The sequence below is a fragment of the Vibrio sp. 397 genome, assembly GCF_033339395.1.
In the GTDB taxonomy this organism is placed as follows: domain Bacteria; phylum Pseudomonadota; class Gammaproteobacteria; order Enterobacterales; family Vibrionaceae; genus Vibrio; species Vibrio alginolyticus.
Map to the genome: position 1 here is coordinate 14,224 of NZ_JAWOUN010000018.1, position 18,962 is coordinate 33,185.

General features: G+C 44.1%; 16 protein-coding genes and 1 other RNA gene. 13 read left to right on the plus strand and 4 right to left on the minus strand.

All coding sequences use genetic code 11. The features are described from left to right. Positions 1-48 precede the first annotated feature (48 nt). The 6 genes from R7P36_RS21000 (at position 49) to udp (ending at position 7,449) form a co-directional block, all read left to right on the plus strand. Complete coding sequence (locus tag R7P36_RS21000; protein WP_053349422.1) at positions 49-2,052, plus strand: GGDEF domain-containing protein; 2,004 nt, start codon at positions 49-51, stop codon at positions 2,050-2,052. Positions 2,053-2,189: 137 nt separating this feature from the next. Then, positions 2,190-2,286, plus strand: an RNA gene (gene ffs, locus R7P36_RS21005) — signal recognition particle sRNA small type. Between the two features lie 212 nt (positions 2,287-2,498). Beyond that, the gene (locus tag R7P36_RS21010) at positions 2,499-3,233 is read left to right on the plus strand and encodes an RNA methyltransferase (protein WP_005378485.1); all 735 of its coding nucleotides are present in this window, start codon (positions 2,499-2,501) and stop codon (positions 3,231-3,233) included. Positions 3,234-3,477: 244 nt separating this feature from the next. Continuing rightward, complete coding sequence (locus R7P36_RS21015; protein ID WP_005378483.1) at positions 3,478-3,897, plus strand: CBS domain-containing protein; 420 nt, start codon at positions 3,478-3,480, stop codon at positions 3,895-3,897. Positions 3,898-4,069: 172 nt separating this feature from the next. Further along, positions 4,070-6,376: a zinc/cadmium/mercury/lead-transporting ATPase gene (locus R7P36_RS21020; protein WP_318122294.1), complete on the plus strand. Its 2,307-nt coding sequence runs from the start codon at positions 4,070-4,072 to the stop codon at positions 6,374-6,376. A gap of 314 nt (positions 6,377-6,690) precedes the next feature. Continuing rightward, entirely contained in the window at positions 6,691-7,449 is a 759-nt protein-coding gene (gene udp / locus R7P36_RS21025; protein WP_005378479.1) for a uridine phosphorylase, read from the plus strand. Between the two features lie 157 nt (positions 7,450-7,606). Here udp and R7P36_RS21030 read toward each other — a convergent pair whose 3' ends face one another. Next, the gene (locus R7P36_RS21030; RefSeq protein WP_005378476.1) at positions 7,607-8,767 is read right to left on the minus strand and encodes a DUF1887 family protein; all 1,161 of its coding nucleotides are present in this window, start codon (positions 8,765-8,767) and stop codon (positions 7,607-7,609) included. 163 nt (positions 8,768-8,930) lie between these two features. Next, on the minus strand, positions 8,931-10,922 hold the full coding sequence (locus R7P36_RS21035) for a methyl-accepting chemotaxis protein (protein ID WP_213899472.1): 1,992 nt from the start codon (positions 10,920-10,922) through the stop codon (positions 8,931-8,933). A gap of 269 nt (positions 10,923-11,191) precedes the next feature. Here R7P36_RS21035 and hinT point away from each other — a divergent pair, with 269 nt between their 5' ends. The 7 genes from hinT to R7P36_RS21070 all read left to right on the plus strand — a co-directional run bounded on the left by hinT (position 11,192) and on the right by R7P36_RS21070 (position 17,405). After that, complete coding sequence (gene hinT / locus R7P36_RS21040) at positions 11,192-11,542, plus strand: purine nucleoside phosphoramidase (RefSeq protein WP_005378473.1); 351 nt, start codon at positions 11,192-11,194, stop codon at positions 11,540-11,542. A gap of 69 nt (positions 11,543-11,611) precedes the next feature. After that, positions 11,612-13,009: a COG3014 family protein gene (locus R7P36_RS21045; RefSeq protein WP_005378471.1), complete on the plus strand. Its 1,398-nt coding sequence runs from the start codon at positions 11,612-11,614 to the stop codon at positions 13,007-13,009. After that, positions 13,009-13,401, plus strand: coding sequence for a YcfL family protein (locus R7P36_RS21050; RefSeq protein WP_005378469.1), 393 nt, complete (start codon positions 13,009-13,011; stop codon positions 13,399-13,401). Before R7P36_RS21045 ends, R7P36_RS21050 begins: the two co-directional genes overlap by 1 nt. Positions 13,402-13,467: 66 nt before the next feature. Next, positions 13,468-14,058, plus strand: a complete 591-nt coding sequence (gene lpoB, locus R7P36_RS21055) for a penicillin-binding protein activator LpoB (RefSeq protein ID WP_005378467.1) — start codon at positions 13,468-13,470, stop codon at positions 14,056-14,058. Between the two features lie 24 nt (positions 14,059-14,082). After that, complete coding sequence (thiK, locus tag R7P36_RS21060) at positions 14,083-14,964, plus strand: thiamine kinase (protein ID WP_017634746.1); 882 nt, start codon at positions 14,083-14,085, stop codon at positions 14,962-14,964. Positions 14,965-15,039: 75 nt separating this feature from the next. Next, the gene (ycfP, locus tag R7P36_RS21065) at positions 15,040-15,582 is read left to right on the plus strand and encodes an alpha/beta hydrolase YcfP (RefSeq protein WP_005378464.1); all 543 of its coding nucleotides are present in this window, start codon (positions 15,040-15,042) and stop codon (positions 15,580-15,582) included. Positions 15,583-16,115: 533 nt separating this feature from the next. After that, a complete protein-coding gene (locus tag R7P36_RS21070; RefSeq protein ID WP_005378463.1) occupies positions 16,116-17,405 on the plus strand; it encodes an NAD(P)/FAD-dependent oxidoreductase in 1,290 nt (429 codons plus the stop codon). Between the two features lie 76 nt (positions 17,406-17,481). On the opposite strand, the gene R7P36_RS21075 is transcribed toward R7P36_RS21070, so the two are convergent. Next, positions 17,482-18,030, minus strand: a complete 549-nt coding sequence (locus tag R7P36_RS21075; protein ID WP_025766936.1) for a GNAT family N-acetyltransferase — start codon at positions 18,028-18,030, stop codon at positions 17,482-17,484. Between the two features lie 160 nt (positions 18,031-18,190). After that, positions 18,191-18,958, minus strand: coding sequence for a peptidoglycan binding protein CsiV (locus R7P36_RS21080; RefSeq protein ID WP_080773703.1), 768 nt, complete (start codon positions 18,956-18,958; stop codon positions 18,191-18,193). Positions 18,959-18,962 lie beyond the last annotated feature (4 nt).

Here is an 18,962-nt window from a genome sequence, read left to right on the forward strand (position 1 = left end):
CAATAATAATAACCACAATATAAGTGGTTGATTTAAGATAAGTTTGTCATGACAACTTTTGCTCGAACACTGTTGCTTTTTGCATGTTGCCTCTTGAGTTTGAATGTAAAAGCCGAAGCCCCTTTAATTGCTCATTATAAAGTCGCGACTGAAGCGGATGATGTCGTCACTCGTGTTCTTTTCAATGCTGCTTCAAAGGAGTTTGGCTTTACCGTTCAATACGTAAACTACTCCAGCTTTGATGCCATTCTAAATTCAGTAGCGAATGGGGAAGCGGACTTTGCTGCGAATATCACTTACACACAAGAACGTGCTCAACGTTTTAGTTATTCCCGCCCAACAAATATCGAATATACCTACCTCTTTGGCTTAAAAGATTCGACGTTGAGTGATATTTCGCGTGTTGGCGTCCCCAAAGATACAGTTTACGCCCAATTACTTAAACAACACTACCCTGGTCTAGAACAGATCTCTTATCAAGGTCACGAACAAGCAGTAACACTGCTACGTTCAGGTGCTGTGGACGGCGTTGTCGATGCCATTAACCAGCTCAAGCCGATGCTGATGGAGGGGTTTGACGCCAAGATGCTCAATGATCAGATTTCGATAAAGCCCGTATCCATCATCAGTAAAAAAGATCATCATCTTGAGGAGTTGGACACGTTCGCTACGTTTATTCACGGGGAAGCGGTGCAAAAGCAGCTTCGCGAAGAAATTTCCCAGTATCAATTTGAATTAAGGCGAGCAGCGTTGCGTGATTCTATTCGTTTATTACCCCTTGATTTTAATGAACCAATACGGATTAAGCTCGAATCTATCTTTCCATATGTTGTATACAACGCAGATGGTAGTGTCGAAGGGATGACGGCTGATGTAGTCCTGAGAAGTTGTGAGATCTTGGCTTTAAACTGCTTGATCATTAGTGAGCCTGGTGAAAGCTGGGGTTCTATGTACCATGAGTTTATCCAAGGTAATTTCGAAATTTTGGCGCCGTTAACGGTCAGCCGTGAGCGGCGCGCATTTAGCTACTTTCCAAAGTCCCATTACGCGCCAGCATCGGTGATGGTCAAGCGTTTAGGTTACAAACCGAGCACATACTCTCATGTTTCACAGTTGATATCTGAGCAGATTGGCGTAGTTAAGGATGACTTTTTCGATCAAATGATGACGCAACTGTTACCGCTAAAAGAACTCAAACGTTATCGTACTCAACAAGAGCTCATTCAGGGGCTATTAAATGAAGAAGTCGATTACATTCCGATGGATACGGCGATGCTCAATCATTTTTTACGTCTCAGTGAATTGGTTCCGATAGAGCAGGATACCGCTATTGGTGAGTTTTATGAGTCACAACTCTCTGTTGGATTGGTCGCGAATGAAAAAGGAGCCATGCTTGCGCCTTTCTTCAGTCGAGCGATAGCGATGTTAGAAGTTGATAAGATCATTGCTCAGTACGATGTACGCCCAGATTGGCGTACCGCACTTGAATATGAGATTCGATTAGCGACGCAAACACAAGCTGTGTTTATCTTTGTGTTATTGTTTGCTATTTGTGTTTCGCTTTATCTTTACCGTCAATCTAACACTGACAACTTAACAGGGTTAAGGAATCGTCGTGCGTTGCAAGTAAAGTATCGAAAAGGAGTAAACAAAGATCTATCCATACTTTACTTAGACATTAATCATTTCAAACGAATCAATGACACTTATGGGCATCGCGCTGGGGACGAAGTTTTACAACTACTGGCACTAAAAATTCATTATGTCTGGTCGGGAAGATGTTATCGAATTGGAGGGGATGAGTTCATATTACTGGGTTATCCTACGCAAGCTGAGTTAACTAGAGCAATGAGAGAGCTCAGTAGAATCGATGTGAAAGGCAAATTATGTAGTGATTTGGAGTCTATAAGTATCTCTATTGGTTTCTCTGCAAAAAGGGAACGGCACATGAGCTTAGAGCAAGCGATGCATTTGGCTGATGAAGACATGTACATGAGTAAGCAGTCCTCACGGCACGACTCCTCTTATCGTGACTGTACGGTTTCATCATAAAGGAATGAATTGATCGAGTTTTGTCCAAACGGTAATGAAATGATGAAATTCAAGGTTTTTGCTCTTGCATTATGAGAGCTGATACTGAATAATCGCCCCATCGACTGAGGCAAGACCTCTCGAAAAGAATTATGGGGCTCTGGTCCTCTCGCAACAATAGCTCGTGAACTCGGTCAGGTCCGGAAGGAAGCAGCCGCAGCGTGTGACTTGTGTGCCGGGATGTGGCTGGGGTCCCACCCTTTGAAAGCCCTGCGTTATCGCAGGGCTTTTTTCGTTTTTGAGCCTTCTTTTATTTTGGCTACGCTTGGTGTTCAACGTCTTCTGATGATCAAGCTTCTTGAGGTTATTTAGGTATAATTTATAATCTCATCCGCTCGATACCGAACTTTCGTGAAGATTGTTTAGGGTACACTCGCCGAATAACCATTTTCACCTGGGATACTTTAATGATTTCAAAAAACCAATTAAAACTGCTTCGTGCTTTAGGTCAAAAGAAACAGCGTAAAGCGCATGGCTTATTCCTAGTTCAGGGTGAAAAGAACGTACTAGAGCTAGCAAGTAGTTCATTGAAGGTGAAGCAGGTTTTTGCAACAGCGGCATTTCTCGAACAAAATGCTGGTACGCTAAATCGTTTTGATTGTGTTGAAGCATCGCTTGATGAATTGACCAAAGCGAGCACGCTTGTGAGCAATAATGCGGCCATTGCTGTGGTTGAAATTCCGAGTGTAAAAGAGCCTCAAGCGAAAGGCTTGATGATTGCGCTAGATGGTGTATCCGACCCTGGTAATCTAGGTACGATTATTCGTGTTGCAGACTGGTATGGCATCAAGCACATTATTGCGAGTACAGATTGTGCTGATCCTTATAATCCTAAAACGATCAGTGCGACCATGGGCAGCTTTGGCCGCGTACAAGTGAGTTTGGTGGATTTGCCAAGTTACTTGGAACACGCCAAATTGCCAGTATATGGCGCGTTTTTGGAAGGAGAGAGCGTTCATAAAACGGATTTCGCTGCTGAAGGTATTTTGTTGATGGGCAGCGAATCTCATGGTGTGCGTGAAGCCGCAGCAAAATTCGTGACAGATAAGATCACGATTCCGGCGTTTGGCGGTGCCGAATCACTGAATGTCGCGATGGCGACTGGCATTATTTTAGACAACATGCGCCGCCAACATAGCTAACGCAACAATTACATAATAACAAAGCCAGTCAATTGACTGGCTTTGTTGTATTTTGCCTAGAAAAATCAGCCTGGCTGAATCTTGCGTTTAACGAAATACAGTGAATGTTGTTCGGTGAGTTAATTTTGTTTTAGTTCAATAGGCTGTGCCTATAAATAAAATTACTCCTTTCCATTTAGTAAAATCAGGAAATTAGGCGACACTTATCTAAAGGCCGCAATAAAATGCCCTTAAGGAGATAAGAATGCATTCATTAAAAGTAAAAGATTACATGACGTTGCAAGCGGTGACTTTCACGAAAGATATGTCACTTTCGGCAGCTTTAAACAAAGTAATGCAAAGTGTCACACTAGGTGGCCCTGTCATTGATGAAAATGAAAAAGTGGTTGGGTTTTTATCGGAGCAAGACTTATTAGATAAGTTGGTGAAAGCAAGTTATCACTGCCAAGATACACATACGGTACAAGAGTGTATGCATGATGATGTCTTATCTGTTTCTCCAGAAATGTCAGTAATTGAACTGGCTGACATGATGAAAGTTGGAAAGCCGAAAATGTATCCAGTGGTGGATGGCAAAGGTAAGTTGGTTGGTGTTATCACAAGAAGAGACGTGCTGCGTGCCATAGGAATGACATTAAATGAGTGTTTTAAGCATCCCGTTTAACCTCTCTGTTTAAACTTTACGGAATATTGCTTTTAAACTGGTTTGGAAAGACGCTTCGGCGTCTTTTTTATTTTCTATCGCCGAACTGTACAAATTTATCTTGACCTTGGAGCTTACTCTAAGGTTTATCCTTAGCAATAGGTAAATCACCGATACCAATAAGGAAAAAATTATGTGTACAAAACATCAAGGTTGCCAATCTAGCAAAATCAAAACTGCGGTGCCGCTTGGTGCAAGCGAGTCATGCTGTGCGCCAGTAAAATCTTCGCTCAATATCTCTCAGGCCAGTGTTGATGTTTCTGAAAGCTCTTGCTGTAGTGGAGGAGGCTGCAGCGTTGACACAGGCGAGGAAGACGATCCCACAAGGGAGAGTAATTCCTCCGTTCGGAACGCTTGGCTTGTGTCAGGTATGGATTGCCCATCTTGTGCGCAAAAGCTTGAGAAAGCCATTACGTCTTTACAAGGCGTCAGCCAAGCCAAGGTTTTGTTTGCAACAGAAAAACTGGTCGTCGATTTTGATGGTCTAGAGCTGATAGCTACGATAGAGCAGACAGCCCAAAAAACGGGTTTCCCGCTCTTTTCACTTGATGCTCCAAAACCAAGCACTACAAAGAAAGGCTGGCTTGGCGTCATAAGAGACAACATCCAAATTCTCTCGATTGCTGGTGCAATGGCTACTGCGGCAGTAATTTCTAAGATCGACCCTCAAATAAGCGCTTGGTTATTCACTTTGACGTGTTTACTTGGTTTATACCCAATCGCGCTCAAAGCATTTAAGTTGGCGCGTAGCGGTACGCCTTTTGCGATTGAAACGTTAATGAGTGTAGCGGCGCTCGGCGCTTTATATTTAGGTGAAACCGCCGAAGCCGCAATGGTGTTATTGCTTTTCCTTATTGGTGAAAAGTTAGAAGCATATGCATCATCTCGCGCGCGAAGCGGTGTCCAGGCGTTAATGGACTTAGTCCCAGAAAATTCAATTTTAATTATTGATGGTGAACGCAAAGAAGTACCAGCTGCGCAGCTTAAACCAGGGGATATCATAGAAGTCGCACCCGGAGGTCGTTTGCCTGCCGACGGTGTTTTGCAAGATGCGCTTGCGAGTTTTGACGAAAGTGCGTTAACGGGAGAATCTGTTCCCGTTGAACATCAAACCGGTGGCAAAGTGATGGCCGGGGCTGTGGTTGTCGATAAAGTGGTTCGTTTACAGGTGACTTCCCGTCAGGGCGAGAATGCGATAGATCGAATTCTTCATTTGATTGAAGAAGCAGAATCCCGTAAGGCACCATTAGAACGCTTTCTTGATAAATTTAGCCGTTGGTATACGCCACTAATGATGTTGGTGTCTCTGATGGTTATCGTTACGCCGCCATTACTATTTGCCCAACCGTGGGAAACGTGGATCTATCGAGGACTCGCCCTGCTGTTGATTGCTTGTCCATGTGCATTAGTCATTTCAACGCCTGCGGCGATCACTTCTGGCTTGGCGGCAGCGGCTAAGCGGGGCGCATTGATCAAAGGTGGAGCGGCGCTTGAGTTGCTTGGCAAGGTTGAGTCTGTCGCATTTGATAAAACTGGGACACTGACGCAAGGTAAACCAGAAGTGACCGACGTCTTTGCTTTTGATATGGATGAAGACAAGTTACTTAGCCTAACTGCGTCAATCGAGGTTGGTTCAAGTCATCCTCTAGCGGTTTCTTTAGTTACCAAAGTGCAAGAGCAGGGGCTTACTATTCCTGAAGCGTTGGATAAAACCGCGCAAGTAGGCTCTGGTGTCACTGGTTACGTCGATGGAAAAATGGTCCAAGTGGTCACGCCTTCAAAGGCAGACTTTCCACTTTCTCAAGAAGCCAAAGAGCAAGTGGTTACGTTGGAACAACAAGGTAAAACGGTTGTCATTGTTCGTTACGATGACGAGGTCATTGGCGTGATCGCATGGCAAGATACATTGCGCTCAGATGCCCAGCAAGCCATCGCAATGTTGAAGGAACTTGGGGTCACGTCGGTGATGCTAACGGGTGACAACCCGAGAAGTGCAGAAGCAATGGCAAATAGAATAGGCTTGGATTATAAAGCGAGTTTGTTACCTGCAGACAAGGTGCATTACGTCGAGAAACTATCACAACAACATACCGTTGCGATGGTGGGAGACGGTATCAATGATGCTCCAGCCATGAAAGCTTCGAGCATTGGTATTGCGATGGGAGGCGGTACGGATGTTGCGCTCGAGACTGCTGATGCGGCGTTAACACACAACCGGTTGATTGAGCTACCTGCCATGATAGAACTGTCGCGTGCGACGCTAAGTAACATTCGTCAGAATGTCGCGTTAGCGCTAGGTTTGAAAAGTGTATTCTTAGTGACAAGTTTACTTGGGGTTACTGGGTTGTGGGTTGCAGTATTAGCTGACAGTGGTGCAACAGCACTGGTGACATTGAATGCGTTGAGATTACTTCGTTTTGAGTCCAAGCAGATTAAATAACTGACCTAACCATTGATCCCACTCATTAATAGCCCGAGGCATTCGTGTATCGGGCTTTTTTTAACCGTATTAACCTGATGCGATCAGACGTTTTTCTTGTCCTTGAAATCACGCATTGCTATGCAACAAAATGATCTAACGCCCCTTAAAGTGTGATCAATACCAGTTTTGTTTGAAATTTCATTTTCATTACATTTTGTCATTGTGATTGTGATCACTCTATGTTGGTGAAAGGTTCGCTACAGTGCATCTGTACCCAATAACTGATTAATGAGCTTATTGTTCATAAAATAAGCCACAATAAGGAGCGACTTATGTCTCAAGCTGTATTCCATTTAGGTGTTACTGAAGCTGATCTTAATGGTGCGACTCTAGCGATCATTCCTGGTGACCCAGCGCGTGTTCAAAAAATCGCAGAACAAATGGAAAATCCAGTATTTCTAGCAAGCCATCGTGAATACACGCTATACCGTGCAGAGCTAGACGGTAAACCTGTTGTGGTTTGTTCTACAGGTATTGGTGGTCCTTCTACCTCTATCGCAGTTGAGGAATTGGCACAGCTTGGTGTTCGCACTTTCCTACGTGTTGGTACAACGGGTGCAATTCAACCGCATGTAAACGTGGGTGACATGATCGTAACGACGGGGTCAGTTCGTCTTGACGGTGCGAGCCTACACTTTGCTCCTATGGAATTCCCAGCAGTTGCTGACTTTGAAGTAGCAACCGCAATGAAAGCAGCGGTAGAAGAGTCTGGCGCTACAGTTCACATGGGTGTGACTGCATCAAGCGACACGTTCTACCCTGGTCAAGAACGTTACGATACGTTCTCTGGTCGTGTTGTTAAGCGTTTCCAAGGCTCTATGCAAGAATGGCAAGACATGGGCGTACTTAACTTCGAGATGGAGTCTGCAACACTGCTAACAATGTGTGCGAGCTCTGGTTTAAAAGCGGGTTGTGTGGCAGGTGTTATCATCAACCGTACACAAAAAGAGATTCCAGATCATTCAACTCTGAAAGAAACGGAAGCGCGTTCAATTAAAGTGGTTGTAGAAGCAGCGCGTAAAATGCTTTAAGCCTCTATAGTTGGCATTTAAACAAACAGAAAAAACCAGAGGCTAACCTCTGGTTTTTTTCTACTTATAGAAATGCGTACAGCTAAAATTTAGGTATAAAAAAAGCAGCATTAATGCTGCTTTTTATCGTTGTGAATTTTAGCTTTTCTTAATGGCACTATATCTCGTCTGAACCGCCCGCGTCTTTAAACCAAGCAGTTAAGTGCGTTCTTAAATCTTTAAGCTCATCAGGGCCAATCAGGGCTAGCCCTAAGTCTTCAGCACGAGTAATGTCATTGTGACGAAGAGGACGGAAGCTCACCAACATTGCGCGCGCTTGTAAGCCACCTAATAGATCGCGAAGCGACTCTAACTTATATAAAGTATCGTCGCCGTCATCTCTCATGCCTTTGGTTTTGCACTCGATGATGTGCAGCTTGTTGTTTACAACTGTTGCGACATCTAACTCATTGCGTACTTCACTTTCACCAAGTTTGCGATAAACCTGAACATTTAACGATCGATCTTGGATCGTCGGCATGGTGTCTTGGATTTGCTTCACGGTGCTGTGAACCAAAGTTTCTAACCACTCACCATTTGAAAAGCGTCGAGCATCTTCATCTGCAAACGTTAAAACGCCATTCTCATAGGTGGCGATTTCTGCTTCTACTAAATCTGAAAGCAACATGTTGAGCTCACGGTAGCCCTGCTGTTTTTCGGAGAGCTCGACATCAAGCTTTTGTTCTTTGCGGCATGTGGTTGCAAGGTAGTTAAGTGTTGCTAGACCTGGCCCAAGCTCAAGCGCATTTGAGGCCCATCGTTCACCAAGTTCATACAATTTTTTATCAAGAAGAGGTGGTAAATCAACGTGGTGAAATTCGCCGCGTGCACCAAAGATAGTGAGGTAATCTGCAATCGTAATGTGATCTTCTACTTGGGTATCTTCTTTGCCATCAGGGTATAACCAACAAAGCTTATCGCTACTAGGCTCAACCACAAAAATTGGCCAGCGATAGGTACGGAAAACTTCGTACACCGACAACAAGCGATGACGAAGACCACAGCTCGCGTTCAATTTTACATCTTCGCCGCGTTCATGGAGATCTTTTGCCAGTTTTTGAATTGCTTGTTTGATCAGAGATGTATTAACAGCGGATGGAATTTCAAAAAATTCAGAAGTAATTTCTCGTTGATCTAAAACGGCACTCAGTCGGTCAAATATATCTAACTGGCTCTTGTCTCCGATGAAGACGATATGTGTGCTTAGCGTACGATTATCTAATAGAGGAGTGACCAATCTCACTGGGTCTTGGTCGATAATACCAACATGAACAGCCATAGATTTTCCTTTTTATGAGGCCGCTCGAAAAGAGTTGTGCAAGGGGATGAGCTGGCCTTATTAATCATATGTAGACATGGCCGACAAAAAACAAGGGCGACTTAACAAAAAGTCGCCCTTATACAGTTGATTGCACTAATTAATACTCTTAATTATAAAGTATTTATAACTTAAAGCGGTGGACCAATTCATTTTGCTGATGAGCCAAGTGGGTCAGTGATTCACTGGTTTGTGCGATACTCGACATGGCTTGGAAACTTTCATCGGCGATGCTGTTGATATCTTCAATACTGCGAGCAATGTCTGTTGATGTTTCACTTTGCTCTGCTGCTGCTTGTGAAATGTGCGTACTCATTTGGCTGATCTCAATGATTAGCGCCTGGATCTCTTCCATTGAGCTGTTCGCTTTTGACGCTTGCTCAACCGACATCTCCATATCGCTCATACAGCTTTGTATGACTTGGTTCGCCGATTGCGATCTAGATTGCAGATTACTGATCATGGATTCAATTTCAGTGGTTGATTGAGTCGTTCTTGATGCGAGTACTCGTACTTCATCTGCCACTACCGCGAAGCCGCGACCTTGTTCACCAGCGCGAGCCGCTTCAATTGCCGCGTTCAATGCCAGTAGGTTGGTTTGCTCCGCAATGTTGCGGATCACATCAAGGATAGACCCAATTTGACCACTCATTTTTTGTAGCTCAGAAACTGCGGAGACCGATTCGTTCAAACGTGTTTCTAGTTGATTAATGGTTGAGATGTTACTGCTCATAACATTTCTGCCTTCTTCAGAGGCAGATTCGACGCGTTGCACCATTTCTAGCGAGCCTTGCGCACTTTGCGCGACTTCCTGCACTGAATGAGACATTTCTGTCATCGCGGTAGCGACGTTTGCCGTTTGTTCGCGTTGAGAGCTCAATTTAATTTGTGCTTGCGAAGAGGTGCGTTCGTTGGTTGTCGCGGTTGACGATAGGTTTTCTGACGCTTCGTTGAGTTTCACCAAGATCTCGTGAAGGTTGTCGGCGAGTGAGTTAATGTGTCCACTCACACGGCTGAATTCGTTGTTATAGCGAATGTCGATACGCTGTGTCATATCTCCTTCAGTCAGGCTTTCTAACACTTTTAGAATACGAGTCAACGGTTCGCGAACGCTTTGTGCGATGTGGTAGCCAATCGCTGTCGCGAGTAAAACGACAATAACGCCAATGATGATGGCTTTCGTTACACCTGCCGAATATATGTCACCAGCATCTGCCAATGATTCATTGAGCTTATCTGTTGCGGTTGTCGTGAATTGCTCAAGAATCGCCATGGTTGAATCCACTTTATTTGCTAGGTTGGCGATATTGTTATACAAAGCGGCGCGAGCATTGAGGTAATTATTATGTTGGTCTAGCACACCGCCACGCATACCAACGTCACGAGTAAATTGCTCTACAGATTCGCCAAAAGCTTTTTCTAGCTCAGGAAGCTGAGTCACCAACCCGCGGAATGCGTAATTCAAGTGCGTTACTGCTTTGCGGTTTTTAGCTACGGCTTGCGTAACAAACTCAGGGTTGGAACTGGCGAGGGCATCAGAGGTAATTACTTCGGCATCTTTTAACTTGATAAAGTAGCTCTTTGCCATGACTTTGACAGAAATGCTGGTTTGATCTGCCACATATTCTTTAAGACCAACCGAAAGTTCGGTATTCAGTTTTTGGAAGCGGCGTGAGGATTTTTGCACTTCTTCTTGAGCCGCAAACATTGCTTCGTAGTTGTCCATGGCCTCTAGAGCTTCTGTAAAATAGCTCTGCTCTAACGTTTTTAACTGTGAAAACGGTTCGGCAAGAGAAGGGTAGATTTGGCTTGCGGTTTTCAGTTGAGCCAATGTGGATTCGAAGCGCTGTTGAGATCTAGCAAATTCCTGACGCATTTCATCCATGCGTTGTTTATTCTCTGTCGTCAGGAAGTCTTTAAATGATTTGTCGGCAGAAAGCAGCTCAACACTGGTTTGATTAGATAACGATACCAACGGTAGGGATGATTTAGAAACCGTGCCAAATTTTCCGTGAATATCACTCATTCCTCCCATCATAATGGCAATTGTGACGGCAAATAGGATGATGATCAGTGCAAAGCCGGCATACATCCTTTTAATAACTGAACCTCGCATAAGTGAGCTTCCTCTCCCAAAAATAGACAAGCTACCCAAGTATTTTTGAATTTACTTGGGTATAAAAATAATAATTGTCTTAAAAAAGTAACAAAATTCATTGGATTGTATTCAGTTTGTGATGCGCATTTTATGACGCACACGACAAAAAAAGCTTCGTTAATTAGCATTTGATTAATAATGTTAAGTGAACACTGTTTTTATTGAGCTCCGCTTTTGGTTGGCGCATACTAATTGGGGTCTAATTACGTTTATAAAATGGAGTCCTCATGGCGGAAGAAACGATCTTTAGTAAAATTATTCGCAAGGAAATCCCTGCCGATATCCTTTATCAAGATGATTTGGTGACTGCGTTTCGCGACATTAACCCTCGCACACCAAGCCATATTCTCATTATTCCGAATAAACTGATCCCAACAACGAATGATGTAGAAGCTGAAGATGAAGCAATGATGGGGCGTTTGTTCACTGTTGCTAGAAAGTTGGCGAAAGAAGAAGGTATTGCTGAAGACGGCTATCGCCTGATCGTTAATTGTAATCCACATGGTGGCCAAGAGGTTTACCATATTCACATGCACCTACTAGGCGGCCGCCCTCTAGGTCCAATGGTATTGAGCTAAGCTTTTAAAAGTGGGTGGCTATTCACCCACTTCTTTTTCCTGTCGAATGACACATTTGTGGAGATAAATGTGAAACTAGGTGTAAAGCTGTTAGGGCTGATGAGCTGGGCTTTAATGGCCTCTGGCTGCGCGAATTTATCTGCGGGCAATCTGTTTAGTCATTACAGCAACCAGAATCAAGAAGTTTATCAAGCCGTTGTTGCAGGGGAATATGCCAAAGCAAAACAACTTCAATCAAGTGAAGTGGGTGGCGAGATACTTGGCAATTTTGAAAAAGGTCGCATCTCTTTTCTTGCTGAAGATTACCCAACAAGTTTGAATGCGCTAGAAAGCAGCGATCGTGCCGTACGTGTTCAACAAGATCGAGCGACGATATCTGTGTCAGACACGGCAACGAGCGTCGGCTCTCTCGCAGTGAACGACAATCTCCAAGATTATCATCCCGCCGATTACGAACTTGGCTTTTTGCACCTGTATCTAGGACTAAATTACTTACAGAAAAACGATTTAGAAGGAGCACTAGTTGAAGTGCGTCGAGCTAATCAAGTTCAGGAAGCGGCAAGAAATGCGCGTGAAAAAGAGCTAAAAGCAGCAGAGAAAGACCTTAACAAGCAAGGCATGTCTGCCAATTTAGGCAGTGTATTAGCGAACTACCCTGATGCTGGTAAAAAACTAAGCGCGGTACAAAATGGTTATCTGTTCTATCTTTCTGGCTTGTTATATGAAGCGTCGCGAGACTTAAACAGTGCTTATGTTGATTACCGACGAGCACTCGCTGTAATGCCAGACAACAAGCAAGTTGTAGAAAGCACCTTATACGCTGCTAAGAAGTTAGGCATGCGTGAAGACTTGCGCATGCTAGAGAAGCGGTATGGCAAAGCACCTTCTGGATTAACTCAGTCACAAGGGCGAGTCATCGTTATTGATGAGCAGGGTGTTGTTGAGGCGATGAAAGGGTGGCGTATTGATTTACCGATTTACGACAGTCGCGATAATGGCGCGATTTATTCGTTGGCGCTTCCTTATTATCAGAACCGAGGTGCTCAACGTTTTAGCGATGTTGTTTTAAATGGTCAGGTATTGCCTTCCAGTACGCTGACTGATGTTAATGCGATGGCGCAAAACGATCTTAATGAACGTCTTACTACAATAGTGATCCGTCAAGCTCTTCGTGTTTGGGCAAAAGATCGAATCCGAAAAGAGGCGGCGAAAAAAGGCGATGATGTGGGCAACATACTTTTCAATGTATGGAACACATTGACCGAACAGCCAGATACAAGAAGTTGGCAAACATTGCCAGCGCAAGTGAAAACGGCTTCAAAAATCGTGAAACCGGGAACACAAAGTTTAAACTTGGGTGATCAAACCTATCAGTTTGAAGTGCCTGCACAGCAGACTACATTGGTATGGGTATCTCGTCAGGGAGCACACTCAACCGTGTGGCATAAACAGCTAGGGAGACTGTAATGAAAGCATGGCTTGTTTGTTTAGCAATGGCTATTGGTTTAGTTGGATGCGCCGAAAACACGGCTGGTATTCGAATTGATGGCCAAACGCAAAAAGTATTCTTTAATGATAACGTTTTAGGTAGTCGCTTATTAGTTGACAACATCACCACCACTTACGTTGATGATCGCCCACGAGGAGTCGTGCAGTTGAGTAGCAATTACAAAGGTGATCAGCACATTCTTTACCGATTTTATTGGTATGACAACAATGGTTTAGAAGTGAATACCAAACCTGGTCCGTGGCGAAAAATGATTGTGCGAGGATTTGAGCAAGTCACGTTATCTGAAGTTACTGTGAATCCAAATGGCACAAAATTCCGTGTGCAAATTAGAGAAGCACAAGACGATTAATCTTAACGGCTCTGCCGAAGCTGCCGCGCTAACGATGCGCTGGTATTGAAAAACTAAGGAACTCTCATGAAAAAAAGTATTATTGCTCTTTTAGGTCTTGCCGTCATTTTAGGTGGCTGTTCTAACAAAGTCTCTTACGGCGATGCGCAAGCAACAGAAACCACGACTATCGATTTTGGCTCAACAGATTTACAAAAAATCGCGGCTGAAATGGTGGATAGCATGATGATGTCGGGCTCTGTAGCAGCAATTACTCGTGACCAACGTCCTATCGTTTTTGTTGAGCGAATTAAGAACAAAACCAGTGAACATATTGACACTGAATCCATTACTGACACGATCTCTACTAAGATGTTGAACTCAGGTAAGTTCCGCTTTGTTGATATGGATCGTGTTGAGTCTGTGCGTGAACAACTTAACTTCCAAAACACGGATGAGCTTGTTAACCAAAGCACAGCGATCCAATTTGGTAAAATGGTTGGTGCTCAATACATGCTTTACGGCAACCTATCTAGCATTGTGAAAAATGCAGGTAGCGATAAAGATGTATACTACAAGATGACCATGCGCCTAATGGACCTAGAAACAGGTTTGATTGAGTGGGCGGATGAAACTGAAATTCGTAAAGCGCAATCTAAGAGCCTATTCGGTCTTTAATCGAACAGGGTGGAGAAGTCATCAATGGCATGGTTTTCTTGGCAACAAGCAAAACAGTTAGATCCGAGTCTTAATGCTCTCGATGGCTTCTTTACGGAGCCTCCGGTAAAAGTACAAACTGTTACCGGGGGGCTAACCAACCGCTGTTGGCGGTTGGAATCTTCTCAAGGCCTTGCATACATCTGGCGACCGACCAGTCATGTCTGCAAGGCTTTTTCAATTTCTCGTCACAGTGAATATCAAGTGCTGAATGCAGTCTCTTCATTGGAAATTGGCCCCAAGCCAGTTTTTATTCATGAGCAAGGGTTGCTGGTGGAATGGATAGAAGGAGAGGCACTGACGGAGTCAGGCTTAGCACTAAGCGATTTATTATCCATTGCGGCGAAGATTCATCAATATCCGATAAGCGCAATTCCTTTGGTTCCATTTTCATATATTTCTCGCATCGATCATTATTGGCTTGAGCTTGATGGTCAGTATGTGGGTACGGAGTTTGAGGCTTTGTACATGAAGTGGCGCACGGAACCGAACGTTGCACCTGTTCCGCTTGCCCTATGTCACTTCGATCTGGGGTGTTACAACCTAGTGCGAGGGGAGAGTGGGGTGAAAGTCATTGATTGGGAGTATGCCGGGATTGCTGACCCTAGGCTAGATTTGACCTTAACTATTCAGGTCGCGAATGCGCCTGTGGAAGAAGCGGTAAAGCAGTATTGCCAAATTCGAGGTATCGAAGATGTGTCTCTTTGGCTGAGAGGTGTACACGCTTGGCAACCAAGAACCTTGGTGATGGCGATGCTCTGGTATCTACTTGCCTATAAATTGTGGGGAACTGAACAATACTTAAACAGTGCGTATGAGTTGAAAGGCTCATTGTGTATGGAAGATCACTGTTTTGAGAACTCGTGATATTTTCCCCTTTAACAGTAAGGAAATAGTGGTAGTTTTAATAAAAGTACCAGATACACACAGGGAGAGGTACACATGATTATTTACTTACACGGCTTTGACAGTACAAGCCCGGGTAACCACGAAAAAGTTCTTCAACTGCAATTTATCGACGACGACGTTCGTTTTATCAATTACAGCACCCTTCACCCAAAGCACGACATGCAACACTTGTTAAAAGAAGTGTCTAAAGTTATCGATCAATCTGATGACCCAAACCCGTTAATCTGCGGGGTTGGTTTAGGTGGTTACTGGTCTGAGCGAATTGGTTTTCTATGCGGTATCAAGCAAGTGATGTTCAACCCGAACTTGCACCCAGAAAAAACGATGGCTGGTCGAATCGATCGTCCAGAAGAGTACGAAGATATCGCAACAAAATGTGTTGATCAGTTCCGAGCGAAAAATCAAGCTCACTGCTTAGTGATTCTCTCTAAAGATGATGAAGTGCATGACAATTCGAAAACGGCAGCTGAGCTAGAAAAACACTATCAAATCATTTGGGATGAAACTCAGTCTCATAAGTTCAAAAAAATCTCTCATCATTTACAAGCGATAAAGGCATTTAAAAATACTTATTAATGTTGAGTGTAGACAGTAAAGCGGCGTTTTTATCGGCTGCTTTGCTGCGATTCCTTCTCTTGAGTATGCCGAGCCACTGTCTCTTTGAAAGGCACATTTTCTTGGTTTAACGCTTTGAATATTGTGTTCTCCTTACCGTTTTCTTACTTCCCTCCTATGTAGCACGAACACCTTGTTGTAGAGTAGTCGAAAAGTAGTCAATCCGTACTCGTTACACGGATTTTGGTTGCCTTCAAAGTTGGTCTCTATATAATGAACCGGACTAAAATAATTTGATAAATATCAAAAAAAATTGAGAGCGAGTAATAAACTTGCCCAAAAAATTCTGGCGTCGTATGCGTACCAGATAAACATGCCAAACCCTGACAAGTCATTGATAGATAAAGAATCAAGGTGAGTGGCAGTTTTTTAATCCAAGTAATTGAGACACCTCTAAGAACCAAGAATTCATCGGTTGGATGGATGCCACAAATGTTTGTGAGTCATGCATCGAGCTGAACCCCATATATTCATTTTTGTAGAGGAAAATCATTGTGACACGCATTATCGTTGTAGGCGGCGGTGCAGGTGGTCTTGAGTTGGCAACTAAGCTTGGTCGAACTCTAGGTCGCAAAAACCGTGCGCAAATTACGCTAGTCGATCGAAAAGCGAGCCACTTGTGGAAGCCATTATTGCATGAGGTTGCTACAGGTTCTTTGGACGAAGGAGTAGATGCACTGAGCTATCGAGCTCATGCAAAAAACCACAGCTTCGACTTCCAAATGGGTAGCCTTCAAGACATCGACCGTGAACGTAAAGTGATCATCTTAAGTGAGCTTAAAGACGAGCACGGTGAACTTCTTATGCCAAGCCGTGAGCTAGAATACGACATTCTAGTGATGGCGATTGGCTCGACATCAAACGACTTCAACACGCCTGGCGTTCGTGAAAACTGTATTTTCCTAGACAGCCCTGAGCAAGCACACCGTTTCCGTACAGAAATGAACAACGAGTTCCTAAAGCTGCACGCGAAAAACGGTAACGGTACGGTCGATATTGCGATTGTTGGTGCTGGTGCAACTGGCGTTGAACTATCAGCTGAGTTACATAATGCTGTTAAAGAGCTGCGCACTTATGGCTTCGGTGATCTTGATTCTAGCAAGTTGAACGTCAATCTGATTGAAGCAGGTGAGCGTATTTTACCAGCGTTACCTCCACGTATTTCTTCTGCTGCTCATCAAGAGTTGGTGAAGTTGGGCGTAAACGTGCGCACCGCCACTATGGTGACTAAAGCTGAAAAAGATGGCCTTACTACAAAAGATGGTGAGAAGATCCCAGCTCAAATCATGGTTTGGGCTGCGGGTATCAAAGCTCCAGACTTTATTAAAGATATCGCTGGCTTAGAAACGAACCGTATCAATCAGCTTGTAGTGAAAAACACACTACAGACAACACGAGATGATGACATCTTTGTTATTGGTGACTTAGCACAATGCACCCAGTCTGACGGTTCGTTCGTGCCGCCACGCGCTCAAGCTGCACACCAAATGGCAAGCCAGGCATTTAGTAACATCGTCGCGAAGATCAACGGGCGCGAGTTGAAAGATTACGTATATAAAGATCACGGTTCATTAGTGTCTCTAAGTCGCTTTTCAACCGTTGGTAGTCTGATGGGGAACCTAACTAAAGGGTCGATGATGGTAGAAGGCCGTATTGCTCGTGTCGTTTACATCTCGTTGTATCGCATGCACCTAATGGCGTTGCACGGTGTATTCAAAACCGGTCTGATGATGCTCGTCGGTCGCATTAATCGCGTGCTGCGTCCAAACCTTAAGCTGCACTAAGGTTTTAAATCCACTCTATGTGGATGTACTGTATCTTAAAAAATGCAGAAGCCACCGCAAGTCGGTGGCTTTTTGTTTATGTTAGATCTGTCGGTAAAAGTGAGTACACAACGCCATCTTTAGGCTTACCATGAAAAATAAACCGGTTTCTGGCGATGGCTTCTTTTTGTGCACCGACGGACTCAATTAAGGCTTGGCTAGCTTCGTTGTCGGGGTCACAAACAATCTCTAGTCGAGTTAAACTTAGCTTTGCGAAGCAGAATTCTGCTAAGGCTTTAACGGCTTCTTGGGCATAGCCTTGCCGTTGATAGCGGTCGGCAACCCAGTAACCAATACTCGCCATATTAAACGTATGATATAACTCATTAACCGCTGCCATTCCAACCAAAGTGTTACTTTGCCGCTCATAGATACCGAAACCAAAAGCCTCAGTTTTGACCCAGTTAAGACGGGTTGCCAACAGAAAGTCCTGCGCGGTTTTCAATGTGACGTTTTTATCACACCAGTCAAGCCATTGGTGCAGCGAAGGGGATTCTGCAAGTAATCGTTGTAGTGAATGTGCTTCTTCAGCAGGGATGAGCTTGAGCGCTAAGCGGGGCGCAATGATTTCAAAGTCTGGACTCATGAACTAATACGACTTCCATGTTGAGTGTAAGTAAATTGAAAGCTGTCTATTTATACTTGAACGCAGCTATTTTCCTTGCTCTGCGTTGGTTAGGAATAACTGAGGTATAGCAGATAAAAACAAAGCGCAGCTTTGCTGCGCTTTGTCGAACCGCTCGTGCTTATCGAACCCGACGAACTTGAATGATCATACCCATCAACGGGTTATCTAGGTAATGAGTCTCGCTGCTACGCATACGACGTTTTTGATCCATTCGATAACTCTTCAGGAATTTCTCTTCGGTTACTGTCGGCGATATTTCTGCCAAGTTACCGACTTGGACGTTACCATCTACTTCACCTAAGTCATCCGCCAATTGCTCAGTTGAGGTTGGTTCAAAACGCACCTCTCTAACACTTGGTTCGCGGAGATCTAGTGTTGTTTCGGCGAAGAGGTAATGCTGTACGTATATTTGGAATCGACCATCTAGTTCATATAAAGGACCATTGACCGTCTCTTCACTGTAACCGTCGCTGGAAAATGTTTGATTGCCATTGAGTGGGCGGCCATCTGCTTGATAAGAATCAGAGAAATCTCGCCCGCCAACGATGCGGAAAATTGGGGCGCTAGATTTACCTCGGTCACCTTGACGCCAGGCTACGTGTTTAAGCACTTTAAAGCCGGCATGATTATTTAGTGCCGCTTCTTGCGCGTTGAGACGGAAAGAAGAACTTGGCAAAAGTGTCACGCCTTTAGAGCGGCGGTAGGATTCACTCTCTAGGCTACCGACATTTTCCATATCGATTTTTGGCAGTTGATTCGGCCAAGATTCTGTTGTGCTTTCAGCGTCGACTGCTCGCTTGAAAATGATCACTTCAATATCAAATTGGCGCTGTGCCCAAGAGGGCATTGAGACACATAGAAGCAATAACGGGATCAGTATTCTCATTCGA

Excerpts from the sequence above, each read along its gene's own strand:
- R7P36_RS21000 (WP_053349422.1), top strand. The coding sequence starts at position 49 with ATGACAACTTTTGCTCGAACACTGTTGCTTTTTGCATGTTGCCTCTTG.
- R7P36_RS21010 (WP_005378485.1), top strand. The coding sequence starts at position 2,499 with ATGATTTCAAAAAACCAATTAAAACTGCTTCGTGCTTTAGGTCAAAAG.
- R7P36_RS21015 (WP_005378483.1), top strand. The coding sequence starts at position 3,478 with ATGCATTCATTAAAAGTAAAAGATTACATGACGTTGCAAGCGGTGACT.
- R7P36_RS21020 (WP_318122294.1), top strand. The coding sequence starts at position 4,070 with ATGTGTACAAAACATCAAGGTTGCCAATCTAGCAAAATCAAAACTGCG.
- udp (WP_005378479.1), top strand. The coding sequence starts at position 6,691 with ATGTCTCAAGCTGTATTCCATTTAGGTGTTACTGAAGCTGATCTTAAT.
- R7P36_RS21030 (WP_005378476.1), bottom strand. The coding sequence starts at position 8,767 with ATGGCTGTTCATGTTGGTATTATCGACCAAGACCCAGTGAGATTGGTC.
- R7P36_RS21035 (WP_213899472.1), bottom strand. The coding sequence starts at position 10,922 with ATGCGAGGTTCAGTTATTAAAAGGATGTATGCCGGCTTTGCACTGATC.
- hinT (WP_005378473.1), top strand. The coding sequence starts at position 11,192 with ATGGCGGAAGAAACGATCTTTAGTAAAATTATTCGCAAGGAAATCCCT.
- R7P36_RS21050 (WP_005378469.1), top strand. The coding sequence starts at position 13,009 with ATGAAAGCATGGCTTGTTTGTTTAGCAATGGCTATTGGTTTAGTTGGA.
- lpoB (WP_005378467.1), top strand. The coding sequence starts at position 13,468 with ATGAAAAAAAGTATTATTGCTCTTTTAGGTCTTGCCGTCATTTTAGGT.
- thiK (WP_017634746.1), top strand. The coding sequence starts at position 14,083 with ATGGCATGGTTTTCTTGGCAACAAGCAAAACAGTTAGATCCGAGTCTT.
- ycfP (WP_005378464.1), top strand. The coding sequence starts at position 15,040 with ATGATTATTTACTTACACGGCTTTGACAGTACAAGCCCGGGTAACCAC.
- R7P36_RS21075 (WP_025766936.1), bottom strand. The coding sequence starts at position 18,030 with ATGAGTCCAGACTTTGAAATCATTGCGCCCCGCTTAGCGCTCAAGCTC.
- R7P36_RS21080 (WP_080773703.1), bottom strand. The coding sequence starts at position 18,958 with ATGAGAATACTGATCCCGTTATTGCTTCTATGTGTCTCAATGCCCTCT.